Annotated in this window: 17 protein-coding genes; 2 read left to right on the top strand and 15 right to left on the bottom strand. The window is 62.5% G+C overall.

Annotated elements, in window-relative coordinates; genetic code table 11:
* Positions 1–10: 10 nt before the first annotated feature.
* The 5 genes from CFII68_RS24875 to CFII68_RS24895 all read right to left on the bottom strand — a co-directional run bounded on the left by CFII68_RS24875 (position 11) and on the right by CFII68_RS24895 (position 4,786).
* Positions 11–1,621 carry a gamma-glutamyltransferase family protein gene (locus CFII68_RS24875; protein WP_018600575.1) on the bottom strand — a complete coding sequence of 537 codons (1,611 nt, stop codon included), beginning with the start codon at positions 1,619–1,621 and terminating at the stop codon, positions 11–13.
* 42 nt (positions 1,622–1,663) lie between these two features.
* Positions 1,664–2,443 (bottom strand): amino acid ABC transporter ATP-binding protein, encoded by a 780-nt coding sequence (locus CFII68_RS24880; protein WP_003200817.1) that lies wholly within the window; start codon positions 2,441–2,443, stop codon positions 1,664–1,666.
* Between the two features lie 2 nt (positions 2,444–2,445).
* Positions 2,446–3,222 (bottom strand): amino acid ABC transporter permease, encoded by a 777-nt coding sequence (locus CFII68_RS24885; protein WP_014337982.1) that lies wholly within the window; start codon positions 3,220–3,222, stop codon positions 2,446–2,448.
* A 12-nt stretch (positions 3,223–3,234) separates the two neighbouring features.
* Positions 3,235–4,041 carry an ABC transporter substrate-binding protein gene (locus tag CFII68_RS24890; protein ID WP_018600568.1) on the bottom strand — a complete coding sequence of 269 codons (807 nt, stop codon included), beginning with the start codon at positions 4,039–4,041 and terminating at the stop codon, positions 3,235–3,237.
* 76 nt (positions 4,042–4,117) lie between these two features.
* Positions 4,118–4,786: a GntR family transcriptional regulator gene (locus CFII68_RS24895; protein ID WP_003200810.1), complete on the bottom strand. Its 669-nt coding sequence runs from the start codon at positions 4,784–4,786 to the stop codon at positions 4,118–4,120.
* Between CFII68_RS24895 and CFII68_RS27325 the strand changes: the two genes are divergently transcribed.
* Positions 4,785–4,970 (top strand): hypothetical protein, encoded by a 186-nt coding sequence (locus CFII68_RS27325; RefSeq protein ID WP_156886071.1) that lies wholly within the window; start codon positions 4,785–4,787, stop codon positions 4,968–4,970. The two genes, CFII68_RS24895 and CFII68_RS27325, sit on opposite strands and share 2 nt — an antisense overlap.
* A 222-nt stretch (positions 4,971–5,192) precedes the next feature.
* Here the strand turns inward: CFII68_RS27325 and CFII68_RS24900 are convergent, their stop codons facing one another.
* From CFII68_RS24900 to CFII68_RS24945, 10 genes are all read right to left on the bottom strand, one after another.
* Positions 5,193–6,134, bottom strand: a complete 942-nt coding sequence (locus CFII68_RS24900) for a helix-turn-helix domain-containing protein (RefSeq protein ID WP_018600565.1) — start codon at positions 6,132–6,134, stop codon at positions 5,193–5,195.
* Between the two features lie 222 nt (positions 6,135–6,356).
* Positions 6,357–7,121 (bottom strand): 2-keto-4-pentenoate hydratase, encoded by a 765-nt coding sequence (locus tag CFII68_RS24905; RefSeq protein WP_018600563.1) that lies wholly within the window; start codon positions 7,119–7,121, stop codon positions 6,357–6,359.
* Positions 7,118–8,725, bottom strand: a complete 1,608-nt coding sequence (locus tag CFII68_RS24910; RefSeq protein ID WP_018600561.1) for a bifunctional 3-(3-hydroxy-phenyl)propionate/3-hydroxycinnamic acid hydroxylase — start codon at positions 8,723–8,725, stop codon at positions 7,118–7,120. Before CFII68_RS24910 ends, CFII68_RS24905 begins: the two co-directional genes overlap by 4 nt.
* A 2-nt stretch (positions 8,726–8,727) precedes the next feature.
* Entirely contained in the window at positions 8,728–9,591 is an 864-nt protein-coding gene (locus tag CFII68_RS24915) for an alpha/beta fold hydrolase (protein ID WP_018600559.1), read from the bottom strand.
* A 25-nt stretch (positions 9,592–9,616) separates the two neighbouring features.
* Positions 9,617–10,219, bottom strand: coding sequence for an amino acid synthesis family protein (locus CFII68_RS24920; protein WP_018600557.1), 603 nt, complete (start codon positions 10,217–10,219; stop codon positions 9,617–9,619).
* A 14-nt stretch (positions 10,220–10,233) separates the two neighbouring features.
* Entirely contained in the window at positions 10,234–10,683 is a 450-nt protein-coding gene (locus CFII68_RS24925) for a VOC family protein (RefSeq protein ID WP_003200799.1), read from the bottom strand.
* An 11-nt stretch (positions 10,684–10,694) separates the two neighbouring features.
* Complete coding sequence (locus CFII68_RS24930) at positions 10,695–11,735, bottom strand: YCF48-related protein (RefSeq protein WP_018600552.1); 1,041 nt, start codon at positions 11,733–11,735, stop codon at positions 10,695–10,697.
* 12 nt (positions 11,736–11,747) lie between these two features.
* Positions 11,748–12,542 carry an SDR family NAD(P)-dependent oxidoreductase gene (locus CFII68_RS24935; RefSeq protein WP_018600550.1) on the bottom strand — a complete coding sequence of 265 codons (795 nt, stop codon included), beginning with the start codon at positions 12,540–12,542 and terminating at the stop codon, positions 11,748–11,750.
* Between the two features lie 26 nt (positions 12,543–12,568).
* Positions 12,569–14,059 carry an aldehyde dehydrogenase family protein gene (locus CFII68_RS24940; RefSeq protein WP_018600548.1) on the bottom strand — a complete coding sequence of 497 codons (1,491 nt, stop codon included), beginning with the start codon at positions 14,057–14,059 and terminating at the stop codon, positions 12,569–12,571.
* Between the two features lie 10 nt (positions 14,060–14,069).
* The gene (locus CFII68_RS24945) at positions 14,070–15,611 is read right to left on the bottom strand and encodes an acetolactate synthase large subunit (protein WP_018600546.1); all 1,542 of its coding nucleotides are present in this window, start codon (positions 15,609–15,611) and stop codon (positions 14,070–14,072) included.
* A 276-nt stretch (positions 15,612–15,887) separates the two neighbouring features.
* Between CFII68_RS24945 and CFII68_RS24950 the strand changes: the two genes are divergently transcribed.
* Entirely contained in the window at positions 15,888–16,640 is a 753-nt protein-coding gene (locus tag CFII68_RS24950) for an IclR family transcriptional regulator (RefSeq protein ID WP_018600544.1), read from the top strand.
* The last annotated feature ends 152 nt before the right edge of the window (positions 16,641–16,792 follow it).

Raw genomic sequence — 16,792 nt, 5'->3', positions numbered from 1 at the left:
GATCACGCATTTACCAAACCGCAATATGCGAATCCGCCCGGGGTTCGGTACCACCGCACAGCACACCGCTGACCGGGTCACGCAGGATGATCTGGCCGCGGCCATAGTCGGTCAGGTCGCTGGCAATCTGAACCTCATGCCCCCGCCGTGCCAGGGCATTGGCCAGGTCCCGTGAGGCGCCGTGCTCGATCCCGACCTTCATGTCCCCCAGCCATTGCCAGCGCGGAGCGTCGAGGGCCGCTTGCGGGTTCAGGCCGAAATCCACCAGGTTCATGACCATCTGCACATGCCCCTGGGGCTGCATGTAGCCACCCATCACGCCGAAGGGGCCGAGGGCCTCGCCATTGCGGGTGAGGAACCCGGGAATGATGGTGTGGAAGGTTTTTTTGCCCGGGGCCAGGCAGTTGGCGTGGCGTGGGTCGAGGCTGAACTCCTGCCCACGGTTCTGCAGGGCGATACCGCTGTCGGGCAGTACCACGCCGGAGCCGAACCCGTGGTAGTTGCTCTGGATGAACGAGACCATGTTGCCCTCGCCATCCGCTGTCGCCAGGTACACCGTGCCGCTGGCGTGGGGGTCGCCGGGCGCGGGCGGTTGGGCCTGTTCGCCGATCTGCCCGCGCCGGCGGGTGCTGTAGTCATCGCTGAGCAGGTCAGCCACCGCCACGCGCATGTGCAGGGGGTCGGTGATGTAGTGCAGGCCGTCGCTGTAGGCCAACTTCATCGCTTCCAGTTGGCGATGCCAGGTCTGTTGGCTGTCACGCTGATCGAAGTCAAAGCCTTCCAGAATCTTCAACGCCATCAAGGCCACCAGGCCCTGCCCGCTCGGCGGGATTTCCCAGACATCCACGCCTCGGTAATTGACGTGGATGGGGTCGACCCACTGGGCGCGATAATCCCTGAGGTCCGAGGCCCGCAGGTAGCCGCCGCTGGCCCGGGAATGGGCGTCCAGGCGCTCGGCCAACGCGCCGCGATACAGGCTCTCGCAGCGGGTGTCGGCCAACTCCTGGAGGGTGCGCGCCTGGGCCGGGTTGCGAAAAACCTCCCCGGCCCGTGGCGCCCGGCCTTCGATCAGGAACGTCTCGAACCAAGTTTCGAGGACGGCATCGCGATGGGGTGTGAACTCGTTCACCGCAACCTGCCATTGATGGGCAACCACCGGCGACAGCGCAAAGCCGTCCCGCGCCAGGCTGATGGCCGGTTGCAGCAGCTCGGCAAAGGGCAGCTTGCCAAAGCGTCGGGACAACTCGGCCCAGGCCGATGGGCAGCCCGGGACGGTCACCGGTGTCCAGCCATAGAGCGGCATTTTTTCATGGCCGGCGGCCTTGACCGCCTCGACACTCAAGGCGGCCGGCGCATGGCCGTTGCCGTTGAGGCCGTGCAACTGACCCTTGCACCAGACCAGCGCGAAGGCGTCACCGCCAATGCCACAGCCGGTGGGTTCCACCACCGTCAGTGCGGCCGCCGTGGCGATGGCGGCGTCGATGGCATTGCCGCCCTTTTGCATGATCTCGATGCCCGCCTGGGCAGCCAGGGGCTGGGACGCGGCGACCATGCCTCGACGGGCGAAAACGCTTTGGCGTTGCGACGGATAAGGATATTCGTGGGCAGAAAATTTCAGCATGGTGAAGGCTCTTCGATACAGGAATTCAGTGGCCGGGAAAGGTCATAACACGCGACTGAGAAAAGCCCGGGTACGAGGATGAATGGGGTGACAGAAAATCTGCTCCGGCGGCCCCTGCTCGATGAGCTCGCCCTGGTCCAGGACCACCACACGGTCGGCCACTTCCCGGGCAAAGCCCATTTCATGGGTCACCACGACCATGGTCATCCCCTCCTCGGCCAACTCCTTCATCACTTGCAACACCTCGCCGACAGTCTCCGGATCGAGGGCGCTGGTGGGTTCGTCGAACAGCATGGCCTGGGGTTTCATGGCCAGGGCCCGGGCAATCGCCACCCGTTGTTGCTGGCCGCCGGAGAGCATCGACGGGTAGTGATCGGCCTTGTCCGCCAGGCCGACCCGCTCCAGCAGGCCGCGGGCCTGCTCCAACGCTGCGGTGCGAGTCACGCCAAGCACCTGGATCGGCGCCTCGATAATGTTCTCCAGGGCGGTCATGTGAGGAAACAGGTTGAAGCGCTGGAACACCATGCCGATGTCCCGCCGCTGCCGGGCGATGTTGCGCTCCGACTCACGCACCAGGCTGCCGTCGGCCCGTTCGCGATAGCCCATGGCCCGGCCGTTGACGCGGATCCGCCCGCCCTGGATGTCCTCCAGCAGGTTGATGCAGCGGATGAAGGTGGTCTTGCCGGAGCCCGAAGCGCCGATCAGCACCACCACTTCGCCGCGCCGCACTTGCAGGGAGATGCCCTTGAGAATCTGCAGCTCGCCGAAGGACTTGTGAACGTCCAGCGCCTCGATGATCAGCTCTTCGCTTTTATGCGCCATGGTTAACGTGCCCTCAGCAGGTTCAGGGTGCTGCGACCGAACATCCGCGTCGAAGCCGGCGGCGGTGACGAGGGCCGGTCCGACTGACCGAAACGGGCCTCCAGCCAGCGCTGGAAAAAGCCCCACAACGTGGTCAGTAACAGGAAATAGATCGCCACCACCAGGTACAGCTCGAACACCCGGAACGTCGCCGACGTGACCATCTGGGTACTGAGCAACAGTTCCTGTACGCCGATCACGCTGACCAGCGTGGTGTTCTTGAGCATCACGTTGAACTCGTTGCCCAGCGGCGGAACGATGACCCGGAACGCCTGGGGCAGCACAATGCGGCGCATCAGTTTGGCGAAGGTCATGCCCAGCGAGCGCCCGGCCTCGTATTGGCCCTTGTCCACCGCACCGATGCCGGCGCGGATGATCTCGGCCATGTAGGCCCCCTCGTTGAGGCCCAGGGCAATGATCGCCGCCTGGATATTGCCGGGGATCACCAGGCCGAACAGGTCGATGTCTTCGAAGCGGAAAATCCCGCCGGCGGCCAGTGCGGTGTAGAGAAAGACGATCTGCACCAGCAACGGTGTACCGCGCATCAGCCACACGTAAAAACGCACTGGCAAATGCAGCAACGGGTTCTTCGACAACCGCAACAGCGCGGCGGCCAGCCCGAGGGCACAGCCCAGCAACATCGCCAGCACACTGATCAGGCAAGTCAACCAGAGCCCGGTGAGGTACACCCCACTGGGCTGCAACAGGTACTGCCAGAACACATCCCAATTGAAATTCATCAACGGTTCACCTCAATCGAGTGTGTCACTGGCGACATGCCATTTGCCCAGCAGTTGGCTGTAGCTGCCATCGCTGCGCATATCGCCGATGATCTGCTGCACGGCGGCGGTCAGTTGCGGATCGTCCTTGCGAATGCCCAGGCCGGTGAGAATCCGGCTGAAGGCTGGCACGCCCTCCTCGAACAGATCGGGCGCCATGGTGGCGTAGTAACCGGCGGTTTCCACGGTGGTGCCGTAGGCGTCGACCTGGCTGATGCGCAGGGCCTGGAAGGCATCGGTGTCGGTGTTGTAGACCACCAGTTTCATAGGCGGCTTGCCGGCCTTGGCCAGGGTCTCGTTCTCGGCGTCGAGCAGGGTCTTGATGGTGGAACCGTTGAGCACCGCGACCTTGTCTCCGGAGAGATCCGGCAGTGTCTTGAGGCCCTTTGGATTGCCCTTGGGCACCACCACCGCCTGGCTGGAATACATGTAGTTGACGATGTCGATCACCTCGCGGCGCTCGGGTTTATCAAACAACTGGTCGACGATCATGTCGCACTGGCGGGCCAGCAACGCGGGGAGCAATCCGGAAAAGGGAATGACCCGCCATTCCACCTTCTTGTCGCCCAGGCGCTTGGCGATTTCCAGCCCCAGGTCCACGGTCAGTCCCTTGGGTTTCTGCGCCTCATCAAAGGACACCAGCGGCGGCGAATCCATGCCCGAGCAGTAGACGAGTTTATCGACCTTGAGCAAACGCTCCGGGACAACGGGCGCGGCAACCGCCCACTGCGCACAGAAACCCAAGGATAAAGCGGCAACCAACAGGCGAGGCTTATGCATGACCAGACACTCCAGTTCAGTAAGTAACGGGCAGTACTCAAAGTCAGAACACGGGCAGATTCGAAACCTGCTCTCGTTATTTTTTTGATTGCAGGAACTCGATCAATTCAGGAACGGTGCCTTCGATGTGCGCACGCACCACCGCCTCGGCCTTGTCGGCATCGCCCGCACGCAGGGCGTCGAGAATCAGCATGTGCTCCTGGCGCGCACTCAGGGGCTTTTCCACGTGCTGCAGCCACAGGCGCATGGGCGCTTCGATCAGGGAATAGAGCGCACTGATCTGCTTGAGCAATCGCGGGCGACCGCTGAGGCTGCACAGGTATTCATGGAACGCGCGATGGCGGCTGACCCACTCGGCGCTTTCCTCGCGGTAATCGTCCATCTCGTCCAGCAGTCGCTCCAAGGCAGCCAACTGGCGCTCGCCAATCCTGGCTGTCGCGACACGGACGGCCAGGCCTTCCAGGGCGCTGCGCATCTCGAAGACTTCGTGCAACTCATCGATGTCCAGGCCGCTGACAATCGCCCCGCGATTGGGTCGCAAGGTCACCAGGCCCTGGGCATCCAGACGGCGAAAGGCTTCGCGCACCGGCATCCGGCTCATGCCGATCTCGTTGGCGATGTCCTCGGCAATCAGCCGGTCGCCTTTGCGTAACCGACCGCCACAAATCGCATCGAGCAGGAAGTTGTAGGCCTCCTCCTCGGCCGTCATGGGCGGGCGTTCAGCGTACGTCGGAGCAAATTGCATGGCAGCACCCTCTGCATTTTTGTATCCAATTATCCATGGATTCAAAAAAGCAGAATGCGTGCCAACCTCACGCATCACTGTGCAAGTAATTGATTTTAAGGAATTTACTTGGAAAAACGACTGCCAACCTGAAGACCTGGATCGCCCAGGTGTGCTACCAAATAGCTCAGTGGCTGCCTTTTAGGGGTGCAAGATGGCGCTTCGGTAACATCGCGAATACCGTTCACTTAAGGCTGGCTAGATGAATTGTGGCGAGGGGATTTATCCCCGCTGGGCTGCGAAGCGGCCCCCGAACCAGGCAACTCGGTGTGCCAGGAAGATTGAGTTCAGTGCTTTTGGGGCTGCTGTGCAGCCCAACGGGGATAAATCCCCTCGCCACAGATTTCGCCTGTCCATTTGGAGTCCATCATGCCGGTGCCCTGGGCGTATCCGAGGGTGACTCGCCAAACAGCGCCCGGTAATGGGCCGCGAAATGACTCAGGTGGAAAAAACCCATCGCCACGGCGATTTCACTGACGTTCAGTGCCGCCGCACGGGTCGTGATCAAACGCCGACGCACGGCATTGAGCCGCAGGTTGCGCAGGTACTCCACCGGACGCATCCCGGTGACCGCCTGGAAACTGTTCTGCAGAGTCCTGCGGCTGACCCGCAATTGTTCGCACAAATCGAGGATGCTCAAGGGCACATCGGCGCTGGCGACGACCAGCTCCTGGCAACGTTTGACCAGATAGGCACTGACGGCAAAATTGCCGCGCCGGCCACGCACCTCGTCCGAAGCGTGACTGAACAGGTCGAGAAAGGCGTTGAGCAGGACGTCTTCGAGGATTTTTTCCGCGGCGGGATTGACCGCGTCCGCCTGTTCCAAAAGGTGACGAAACAGTGGGTGGATCCTTTGCTGCACCCGGCGCAGCACCGCCTCATCCACGCTGACCTGGGACACGCTTTTCAAGCGCTTGAGCTGTTCGCTCGACAGCTCGTAGGCCGCCAGCTTGGCGAACCGCACCGTGTCGACATTAGCCGCGAAGAAGTGCATGCCTTCCGGGGCGTGCAAGACGAAGTCCTCGCCATCGCGTAACAGCACGACGCTGTGAGCGCCCACTTGGTGCCCCTGGACCACCGGCGCACCGCCCAGCGACATGGCAATGCACAAGCGCCCTTTGGGCGCGCTACCGCGCTGCACCACACGTTTATCCAGCACCTCCTGGAAAATCTGGAAACGCTCGGCGCACACCTGCCGCAGTTCGCTGGAAAGGCAGCCACGCCCGAGTTGGTCATAGACCTGTTGCCAGCCCAGGATCGAACCTGCGTGTTGCTGAGGATCATTGAAGGTACGGACTTCGGCGAACATGATCATTGTTCCTCGGTGGTGCTGCGCTTATTGCCCGGTGCTGCGTAGGAGCTGTGCCAAACGCTGTGCCGATGCTGTGCCGGACGCTGTGTAGGAGCTGTCGAGTGCAACGAGGCTGCGATCTTTCCCCAGACACTTAAATCTCAAGCGAAAGATCAAAAGATCAAAAGATCAAAAGATCAAAAGATCGCAGCCTTCGGCAGCTCCTACGGTGAACAGTGTTTATCGCCGGAAAACCAAAGCCAGTTCCGTGCCAAGCATGTGCAAACGATATTCGCCCGCCCTGACGTCCATCGGCGCCAACAACGCCCCGGACAGCACCACCTGCCCCGCTTCAACGCGCTGCCCGTCGGCCAGCAACCGCCGGACCAGCCAACACAGATTCGCCAGAGGGGTGTCCTCGCGCGCCAGGACGTTACCTTCACCGCAGGGCACGCCGTCATGCACCAGGCGATAGTTCACTTCGGGCAGTCGATCCGGATCGAACCCCACCCTCGCGCCGAGGCAATACAGGCCCGCGGCGGCATTGTCGGCAAGAAACGCCCCGACGCCGAAACGCCAGTCCTGCCAGCGACAATCGGCAATTTCGAATGCCGGCGCGACCTCGGAGATGGCAGCGAAGATGTCCTCGTCGCTGTAGAAACCCGGCACCAGCGTACGCCCCAGGACAAACGCCAGTTCGATTTCCAGCTTGGGCTGGATCAGCCGTGCCAGGGGCACCGTGCTGCCGGGTTCCACAGCCATGGCATCGGTCAGCGCGCCCAACACCGGTTCATCAATACCGAAACGGTCCTGGGCGGCGCGGCTGGCGAAGGCCACTTTCCACCCGGCCAACCGCTCACCAGCGGTCTGGCGCCGACGCAGCACCTCGCGTTGCAAGGTGTAGCCCTCCTGCAGGGCGACGGCCTGAGGCGCCAGCGAAGGCAAGGCGTGTACGGCCTGCGCGGCATCCTGAAGCCGGACCAGAAGATCGTCTTCACGCCTCATGAGAGCTGCTCCGCCAATTTGCGCAACACGCCTTCGAGCCGCTCGGGTGTGGTGATCGCGGCAACGAACCGATCCGGTCGCACCACCACAACGCAGTCACGCACCTTGGCAAACCATTCGCCCAAGCGGTTATCGACGTCCTCGACGCAAATGGCGCCGCTGGCGGACAAGGGTTGGTTACGCCCCACGCCACTGCGCGAGCGATTGATCTGGATGAAACGCGTCTCCCAGCGTGCCCACCAAGCGGCGGTTTCTTCACTGAGCTGTTCGCTCGGATTGACCCGATACCCCAGCACTGCATAGGAATGCCCCAGCACATCGTCCAGGCGCCGGCGCTGGCCCTGGGCATCTTCGACAGACGGCTGGATGAACAACTGCCCAACCAGATCATCCTCATGCAGCTCGGCGCGCTCGTGATGAACCAGGCCTTTGGTGATGGTTGCCTTGGGTTTGAACTTGAATTCCAGCAAGTGCGAGCGCAGGTTGTCGACGCTGTTGACGGCCTGGAACAACCAGTCCCGCACACCGGCCATCAACGGGTTGGTCAGCCCCAGGACAGCGCCCATGTTGTCGGCCAACGCGATGAGATCGGTCGCATGCCCACGGCGCTCCTGGTCGTAACTGGCAAGAATCGCCGGTGACGCCCGTCCTTGGAGGATCGCGGCGAGCTTCCAGCTGACGTTGGCGACATCACGCAGGCCGGAATTGAGCCCCTGCCCGGCCCAGGGCGGGGAAATATGCGCCGCATCCCCCACCAATGCCACACGGCCCTGTACAAAGCGCGCCGCGACCCGGGAGTTATGGGTATAAGCGCGGATCCGGATGATTTCCAGTTGGTCGACCGCATCGCCGATATGCCCACGGATCAAGTCCCGGATCGTCGCCTCTTCGCACATCCGGGTCTCGTCTTCACCCTCCAGGAGCATGAACTCCCAGCGCCGCTGCTGATACGGCAGGTAGATGCAGACGAAGGGTCGCTGAGGGTCGGCATGCAGGGCGGTGTACGGTGCATCCAGGGAGTCGTTGGCCGTGTCGATCACCACCCATTTGCGCGGGTGGGTCAGCCCCAGCAACTCGATACCGAGTTTCTTGCGCACGCTGGAACGTCCGCCATCGGCGCCGATCACGTACTGCGCCTGCAATTGATAGAGCTCGCCCTGGGCATCGCGCACCTGCAAGGTCACGCCCTCGGCATCCTGCTCCAGATCGAGCATTTCATGGCCCTGGCGCAACGCGACACTGGCGTGCTTGCCCAACTGCTCGCGCAAGGTCGTTTCAAGCAACTGTTGCATGAAGATGTTGCGCATCGGCCAGCCATAGTTTGCCGTGCTCGGCTTGACCTCGGCAAAACACACGCCTCGCGCATTGTAGTAACGCAGGGGCACGTTGCAGATCATGTCGCGCGCCGCCAGTTCAGCGATGCCGATGCCCTGCAACACCCGCAGCGCCTCGTCATCCATGCCCACCGCGCGGGGATACGGCAGCACGCCGTCAGCCAATTCGAGGACGATGCAGTCGATACCGTACAGCCCCATGTAATGAGCGGCCGTGATCCCGTTCGGGCCGCCGCCCACGATGACAACCTGGGTTTTCTCCTGCTTCATCGCTATTCACCGCTTTGTTGTTGTGGTTGTAGGCATTGGTCATACAAATAGTCCATGACGACAAGGTTGAACATTGCGCTTTGGTCATCATGGACGTAATGGCTGGCGTCGGCGATTTCCTCTGTGCGCACCCACTTATTGGCCTGCTTGATCGACTCGAGGGTCGCCAAGGGCAGGAAATCGGAACGCGCGCCACGAATGAACAGCGTCGGGCAATCCAGCGCCCGTACCGCCGGCCACAGGTCGGTCGGGGTAATACTCAGGCGCGCCTGGGCAATACCTTGCTGGTCGTGACGCCATTCGATGCCAGCCAGGGTTTCCTTCATGGAATACATCAACCTGGAAGCCAGCCCCTCCTGAGAGAGGCCAGGTCGCGCTTGCAGCCAGAACTGGGCGGCGCTCTCCCAGTCAGGAAACAACAACGGTGTCTGGCTCATCTCGCGCCGAATCCGCTCGGCGCCGTCACCGCTGACCGAAGAACCAGGGCCGATGTCCTCGATCACCAACGCTTGCAGTCGTCCCGGATTGAGCCGCGCATACTCCAGTGCATTGGTGCCACCGAGAGAATGTCCCACCAGGACGAAACGCCGCAGCTCCAGATGCGCCACCAGATCTTCAAGATCGTTGACATAGGCCTCGGTCCGGTAACTGGCGGCATCCGCCCAGTCACTGTAGCCACGACCACGCTGGTCAAGGGCGTAGCAGCAGTACCGCTCGCCCAATGCATTGGCCAGGCCATCCCAGGTCTGGGCATAGGAGCGCAACCCGTGGAGCAGCACCACCGCGATGCCCGACGGATTGCCCCAGGACAGATAATGCAGGCGCAGCCCTGATCGATTGGTGAAGAACTGGCTGTTTGCAGACATTCGTTCGCTTCCCACGATCCGTACCTCAATACAGGCCGTCATTGCCCTTGACGTCGGCAGCCTGGAGACCACCCAGGCGCGCATGCAAGCGCCCACGCGTGGCGAAGGCCCAGATGATGACCAACTCGTCGGCTGCGGGACCATCGCCGAACGACAGCGAAATGCTGTCGTAGTGCGAACGGACATACAGCGCATCCTTGTGGGCCAGCGGCACATCGATGGTCACGCCAGGCCCGCCACGCTTGCCCGTGGAAGGCACCCAGGATTTGCCGCCACCCAATGCGACGCGGATCGGATCCGCCGCCGGATTGGTCAACAATGCATTGCCATGCTCGTACTCGCCTTGGCTGCCCACCAGGCACGCCTTGCCGTAACTGACGATCTCGCGCTGGCCAGCCATTACCCGGATGCGCCGACCAAACTCCTGGCCCAGCAAAGGTGACGGCTCTATCAGCTCGGCCAGGCTTTCACTGAAACGGCCGGCATAAGGGTTGGCGATCACCGCGCCAATGGCGTACTTGAACAGCGGTTCACCGTCGGTCAACTGGCCCGTTTCGTTGGCCAGGGTTTCCTCGACGAAGCTGTACCATTTGCGGATGTGGTAACTGGCGAAATTTGCGGTTTTCATAAGAGCAGTCTCTTTCAAAGTGGGTCGAGATCGAAATGCCGGCTGGGGGCTCCAGCGGCCTTGAAGCGGGCCTTGCCGCGTGCATCGTCGTGTTCGGACTCGAGAAAGAATTCCAGGCGATTGCCATCGGGGTCGTTGAAATACACGCCGTTACCGATCTCGTGGTCGGTGATCTTCACCACCTCGACGCCCTTCTTCAGCAACATGCCGTAGAGCTTGCGCAGGGTGGTCATGTCGCCCGCGATCTCCAGCCCGTAGTGCTGCAGCCCCAGGCCGCCCTGGTGGGCTCCGGGTGCTGCGCGGAGCAACGCGATGTCGTGGTGCTTGGCACCGAAGGCCATCATGATCCAGCTTTCACCCCGGGCGCTTTCGTGCATGCCCAGCACGTCGGCGTACCAACGCGCCGACACTTCAGGGTCGCTCACGGACAGCGACAGGTGAGTACGAACGACTTCGACTTTCATCGCGCGATACCTCAGTTCTTCTTGATGATGGATTGATGCCCGGACTTGATTTTCGCCACGGCGGGCGTCCAGAGCACATCAGCGATTTCACTGAATTCACGCCACTGCTTCTGCCAGCCGTCACCGCCGTTCTCGGAGGTGAACAGATGCCCGTACTTGGTGCCGGCGACAATCTGGCGAGGGTCGGCGGGGTTCAAGGCAATCGCCCAGACACAGGAGTTGGGCTGTTGCGGCAGTGGCAACACTTCCCAACTGAGGGCGGCATCCCGGGACACCAGTACCTTGCTGGTGGTGCCTGGGGTGCCGTCGGAAATGCTCAGGTAGAGCGTATCCTCGCTGCCCAACGCGGCATTCATGGCGCGCACGTAGTACAGGCCGAAGGTTTCCCGGGCGACGATGCCGGTCCAGGTCTGTCCCTCGTCGAGGCTGCGGTAAACGGCGTTGACACAGACCACGACGATGACCTTTTGCCCATGGTTGGGCAGGACCACGATGTTGTGCACGTCCGAGTTGTAGTCCCACAGCAGGCGGTCATCGACACGGGTCCAGCTGTCGCCACCGTCACGGCTGTGGAACAACCCACCCTCTTCCAGGCCGAACCAGAGCTGGTTGCGATCCGTCGGGTCGTAGGCGAAGGCCAGCAAGCGCGGACGACTGACGCCGTCGCAGAACTCCGGGATCTCAACCGGGGCACGTTCCCAGTGCTGACCACCGTCGAGGGTGCGCCACAGCACGGCGCGCGACGGCGCACCGGTGCCGACGAAAATGCGCTGTGCATCTTGCGGGTCCACGGCCACCTTCCAGACGGTCTGGCCGTTGAATGGCGAATCCACCCGCTGCCAATGGCCGCCGGTATCACGGCTGATGCACAGGCCGACGTCGGTGCCGGCATAGATCACCTCAGGTGTCCCCGGATGGAAACTCAGGGAGCGGGTGATCGCGTCGAATTCCAGGTCCTGGCCCAAGCCCAGGCGGTGCCAGGTACGGCCATCGTCGGCGCTGCGGATCACCGCTTGCCCTACGGTGGCGACCAAAAGGGTTCCGTTACTCATCACTGCTGCTCCTCAAATGAAGATGCCGCGGGTCAAGCCGCCGTCGATGCCAATCGATTCCCCGGTCACCGCACCGGCCTTGGGGGATGCGAGGAAACCGATCAGCCAGCCCATTTCGATGGGTGCCAGCGTGCGCCGGATCGGCGTCGCGTCGATGTAGCCCTGCTCCACCTGCTCGGGCGTCTTGCCCTGCTTGATCCCTTCGCGCTCGTAGAGCTCCTGGATGTGCGGGGTGTCGACCACGCCGGGGTGGATCAGGTTGACGGTGATGCCGCAGGGGCCCAGTTGGTCGGAAAGGGTCTTGGTCATGTGGGCGATGGCCAGGTTGCGCATGCCCGAGAGGACCTTGCTGCCCCGCCCGGTCAGGCCACCAATGTTGATGATGCGACCGAAGCCGCCGGCCTTCATGTGCGGGGTCACGGCCTTGGCGCAACGGAAATAGCCGATCACCTTGGTGTTGAGGTCCGAGAGCAATTCATCGTCGCCGGCATGCTCGATGTCGTTGCGCACCACACCGGACGGGGCCGCGGCGCCGTTGACCAGGATGTCGATGCGGCCAAAGTGCTTGTGGGCAGCCTCGACCATGTCCGACACCGCCGACATCTGGTTGGTGTCACAGAACAGCGGCAGCACTTCGTTGCCAGTCTCTGCGGTGATTTCCTCGGCGGCTTGCTGGAGAAACTCCATGCGCCGCGCGCAGATCACCACCTTGCAACCTTCCTGGGACAGAAAGCGCGCGACTTCCTTGCCGATGCCCATGCCACCGCCGGTGACGATCGCCACGCGGCCTTGTAATTCCAGATCCATAGCAGTTCCTCTTGTGATTGTTCGGCTCAGGCGAGATCGACGAAGACACTTTTGGTTTCGGTGTAGGCATCGATCACGTTCTTACTCATTTCCCGGCCCCAGCCGGATTGCTTGTAACCCCCAAATGGCGAGGCCGGGTCGACGACGTTCCAGCAGTTGATCCACACCGAGCCGGCCTTCAACTGGGCGGCCACACGATGGGCGGAACGCAAGTCGCGGGTCCAGAGACCGGCGGCCAGTCCATAGGGCGAGTCGTTGGCGCGCAGCACCAGTTCATCGATCTCGGTCCAACTCATCACGGTCAGCACCGGGCCGAAGATTTCTTCTCGGGCAACACAGGCGCGCTCGGCGCGGTCGAGAAACACGCTGGGCCGGATAAAGTGGCCGCGCTCCAGGTGGGCCGGCCGGTCACCGCCGCAGATCAGCTCGGCGCCTTCTTCCTGGCCCCGTTGCAGGTAGCCACGCACCGTGCCCAATTGCCGGGCCGAGACCAGCGGACCCATGCTGTTGGCCGGATCCAGGCCTGGCCCCAACACATGGGCGGCCGCGTGGCGCTGGAGTTCTTCAAGCACCTGATCGAGAACGCTGGCGTGCACGTACAGACGCGATCCCGCGGTGCAGACCTGCCCCTGGTTGTAGAAAATGCCGTCGGCGGCGCCCTTGGCGGCACGGACGATATCGGCGTCCGGCAGGATGATGTTGGGGGACTTGCCACCCAATTCCAGCGAGACCTTTTTCATGTTGCCGGTGGCCGCCTGGGCGATCAGCCGGCCCACCTGGGTCGAGCCGGTGAAGGCGATCTTGTCCACGTCCGGGTGCTGGGCCAGCGGTGCGCCGGTATGCACGCCGAGGCCGGTGAGCAGGTTGACCACCCCAGCCGGGAAACCGGCGGCCTCGATCAACTGCACCAGGCGAATCGCAACCAGGGGCGTCTGCTCGGCGGGCTTGAGCACCGCGACGCAACCGGTCGCCAGCGCCGGGCCAAGCTTCCACACGCACATGGTCAGCGGGAAGTTCCACGGCACGATCAAGGCGCAGACGCCCACCGGCTCGCGCAAGGTGTAGTTGAGCATCGGTGCGCCGCTGGAGGGCGATACCGGCAGCGTGCTGCCTTCGATCTTGGTCGGCCAGCCAGCGAAATAACGAATGATATTGGCCGCACTGGCCGCTTCGCCCCGGGCCGCGCCGATCGGTTTGCCATTCTCCAGGGTGATCAGTTGCGCCAGCTCTTCGCGATGCTGGTCGAGCAGTTCCGCCAGGCGAAACAGCAGCAGCCCGCGCTGGGCCGGTGAGTGCTGCGCCCAAGGCCCGGTGAAGGCCGCGCGGGCGGCAGCGACGGCGGCATCGACGTCGCGCTCGCCACCTTCGGCAACTTGCGCCAGGGTGTGTTCAGTGGCCGGGTTTTCCACGGCAAACCGCCGGCCATCGGCGGCGTCCTGCCAAGTGCCACCGATAAACAGCCGACCCGGTTGCGACAGGAACTTCTCGACGGCAGGTAACAATTGAATCGGGTTCATATCCGCTCCTTCACAGTGCCATTTCAATCAGGCAAGGGCCGCCATCGGCCTTGGCGTTGGCCAGGGCGCGCTGCAACTCACCGTTGGTGTGCACGGTGCTGGCCGGCAAGCCGTAACCCTTGGCCAAGGCCTTCCAATCGATCCGTGGACGGTCCAGCACCGTCAGGCTCAGGGCCTCGGGGCCCAGGTCGGTCATGCCGAAGCGGCGCAGCTCGTTCTGCAAAATGGCGTAGCGATGGTTGGCCGCGATCAGGATCACCACCGGCAGTTGCTCGCGGGCGATGCTCCACAAGGTCTGGATGGTGTACTGGGCACTGCCGTCCGATTGCAGGCAGAACACCTTGTTGCCACGCTCGGCCATGGCGGCGCCAAAGCCCACCGGGATGCCCTGACCGATGGCCCCACCGGTGTTGGTCAAGACCCGATGCCGTGCGGCATGGGCCGAAGCGGTGAAGAACGGATAGCCGCACGTCCCGCCTTCCACCGAAACGATGCAGTCGTCCGGCAGCGACGCAGCCAACACCTGACCCACGGACTGCGGGGTCAACGTAGCTTCGCTTGGCGGCAGCTCGATGCCGGTTGGCGTTGGCACATAAGCCGGCGCTTCAAGGGCATCGGCCAGCGCAGTGAGCGCGCCGGCAACGTCGTCCCCTACTTCCGCCAGGCAGAGCAGGCGTTCACGTTCGGCCAGGCGAGAAGCGATGCCTTCGTAGCCGAAATAACTGATCGGCTCCGGCACGCCGGCGCACACCACCGCGTCGTACTGGTCAAGGATCTCAATGGCCACTTCGGGGAAGTACGGCAGGCGATCCAGGTCAGGCAAACCACCGCCGCGATAACTCAGGCGCGGAAAGGTTTCGGCGAACAGGCGCACGCCCGGCAGTTGCGCCAGGCGCCCCGCCGCTTCGAGCCCGGCGACCGACAAGCCTTGGTCGCCGACGATAAACACCAGGCGCCGACCATCACGCAGTGCCTGGGCGACCGCCTCGATCCGGTCACCGGCAAAACGCCGAACCGGGGCCTGCAATGCGGTGAAGGCTTTCTCGTGCTGCACCGTGTTGGCTTGCAGGTCCATCGGCAGAATCAGGCTGGCGATCTGGCCGTTGGCCTGCCAGGCGGCACGCACCGCCTCCTGGAAATCTTCACCAACGCCCGATGCCGTGCGCGAGGTACGTACCCACTTGGAAACGCTGCCGGCCAACGCCTGGATATCACTGGCCAACGGCGGATCGTAATTGACGTGCCAGGACGCGTGATCACCGATGACGTTGACGATCGGGGTGTTGGCGCGACGCGCGTTGTGCAGGTTGGCAATGCCATTGGCAAAGCCTGGCCCCAGGTGAGTCAGGGTCATCGCCGGCTTGCCGGCAATCCGGCCATAGCCGTCCGCAGCACCGGTGCACACCCCTTCGAACAAGGACAACACCGGCTTGAGGGCTGGCGCACTGGCCATGGCTGCCACCAGGGGAATTTCAGTCGTTCCGGGATTGGCGAAGCAGTATTCGATACCGCTCGCCACCGCCGCTTTCACTATCAGTTGCGCACCATTCATTTCCAGCCCTCTTGATCGAGCGTTTGCAGTGGCTGAGATTTATCACATAGAAGAACCCTCCACTCAAGTACTTTTTACACGCAAAAGATCTTATTTTGAGATTTATGCAAAATAACCACGAGAATAAGGCCATCAATCCGCTTGTTTTTCTCAAGCACTGGCGTATCGTGGCAACGCTCTGTCCGTCTAGTGAGCGGGCTTTCCATCATCGGCGCACCTACCTATAGTGCTCACCCAAACGACCACCTACGCGCCATTCCCCCCTTTAGGAGCGAAATGAGCAGTCTGAGCAAAATGCTGAGTGTGCTGGACCTGTTCGGCCCGGCAACGCTGAAGATCGACCCCGACACCATCGCCGAACGCATGGGCCTGTCACGGGCGACCGTGTACCGCTACGTCAAGGACCTGTGTGATGCTGGCCTGCTGGTCCGGGTGGATGCCGGCAGCTACGGCCTGGGGCCACGCATCATTGAACTCGACTGGATGATGCGCCAGTACGACCCGATCCTCGTGGCGGGCCGCGAGTTGATGCACCAGCTGTCCGAGGCCACTGGCCTGGCGGTGTTCGCCAGCGTTTTCTATGACGGCCACATCATCAACACCTACATCGCCGAACCCGATAACACCTACCAGTTCGCATTCGGTCGCGGCCAGCCACTGCCGTTTTTTCGCGGTGCGCAATCCAAGGTGCTGATCGCCTTCCAAAAGGGGCGGCGCCTGCAACGCCTGTTCGAAGAACACATGGCCAATGACCCCGACAACGGCTTTGACTGGGCAAGTTTTTCCAAAGCGGCGAAAAAGATCCGCAAGGACGGCTATTGCCTGACTCACGATGAACTCAACCTGGGGCTCACCGGTATCGCGGCGCCGATCATCAACCCCGGGCTCGACGAGGTGGTAGGCAGCCTTTCAGCCGTCGGCAGCACCGACAGCTTCAAACTGCTGCGCCAGGAGACCGTGGTTGAAATGGTGATGGACACCACCCGACGGATTGCCGAGCGGATGCAACATCCGCCTGCTGTCAGCTAGAAAGCAGGGACACTGCTCACTCCAGAAAAACGATTCCCTGTGGCGAGGGGATTTATCCCCGTTGGGCTGCGCAGCAGCCCCCTAAGCAGTCAACTCAATCTGTCTGATACACCGGGTTGCCTGCATTTAGGGCCGCTTCGCGCCCCAGCGGG

The organism is Pseudomonas sp. CFII68 (assembly GCF_000416195.1).
Classification (GTDB): domain Bacteria; phylum Pseudomonadota; class Gammaproteobacteria; order Pseudomonadales; family Pseudomonadaceae; genus Aquipseudomonas; species Aquipseudomonas kilonensis.
This window is presented reverse-complemented; position numbering and strand designations above follow the sequence as displayed.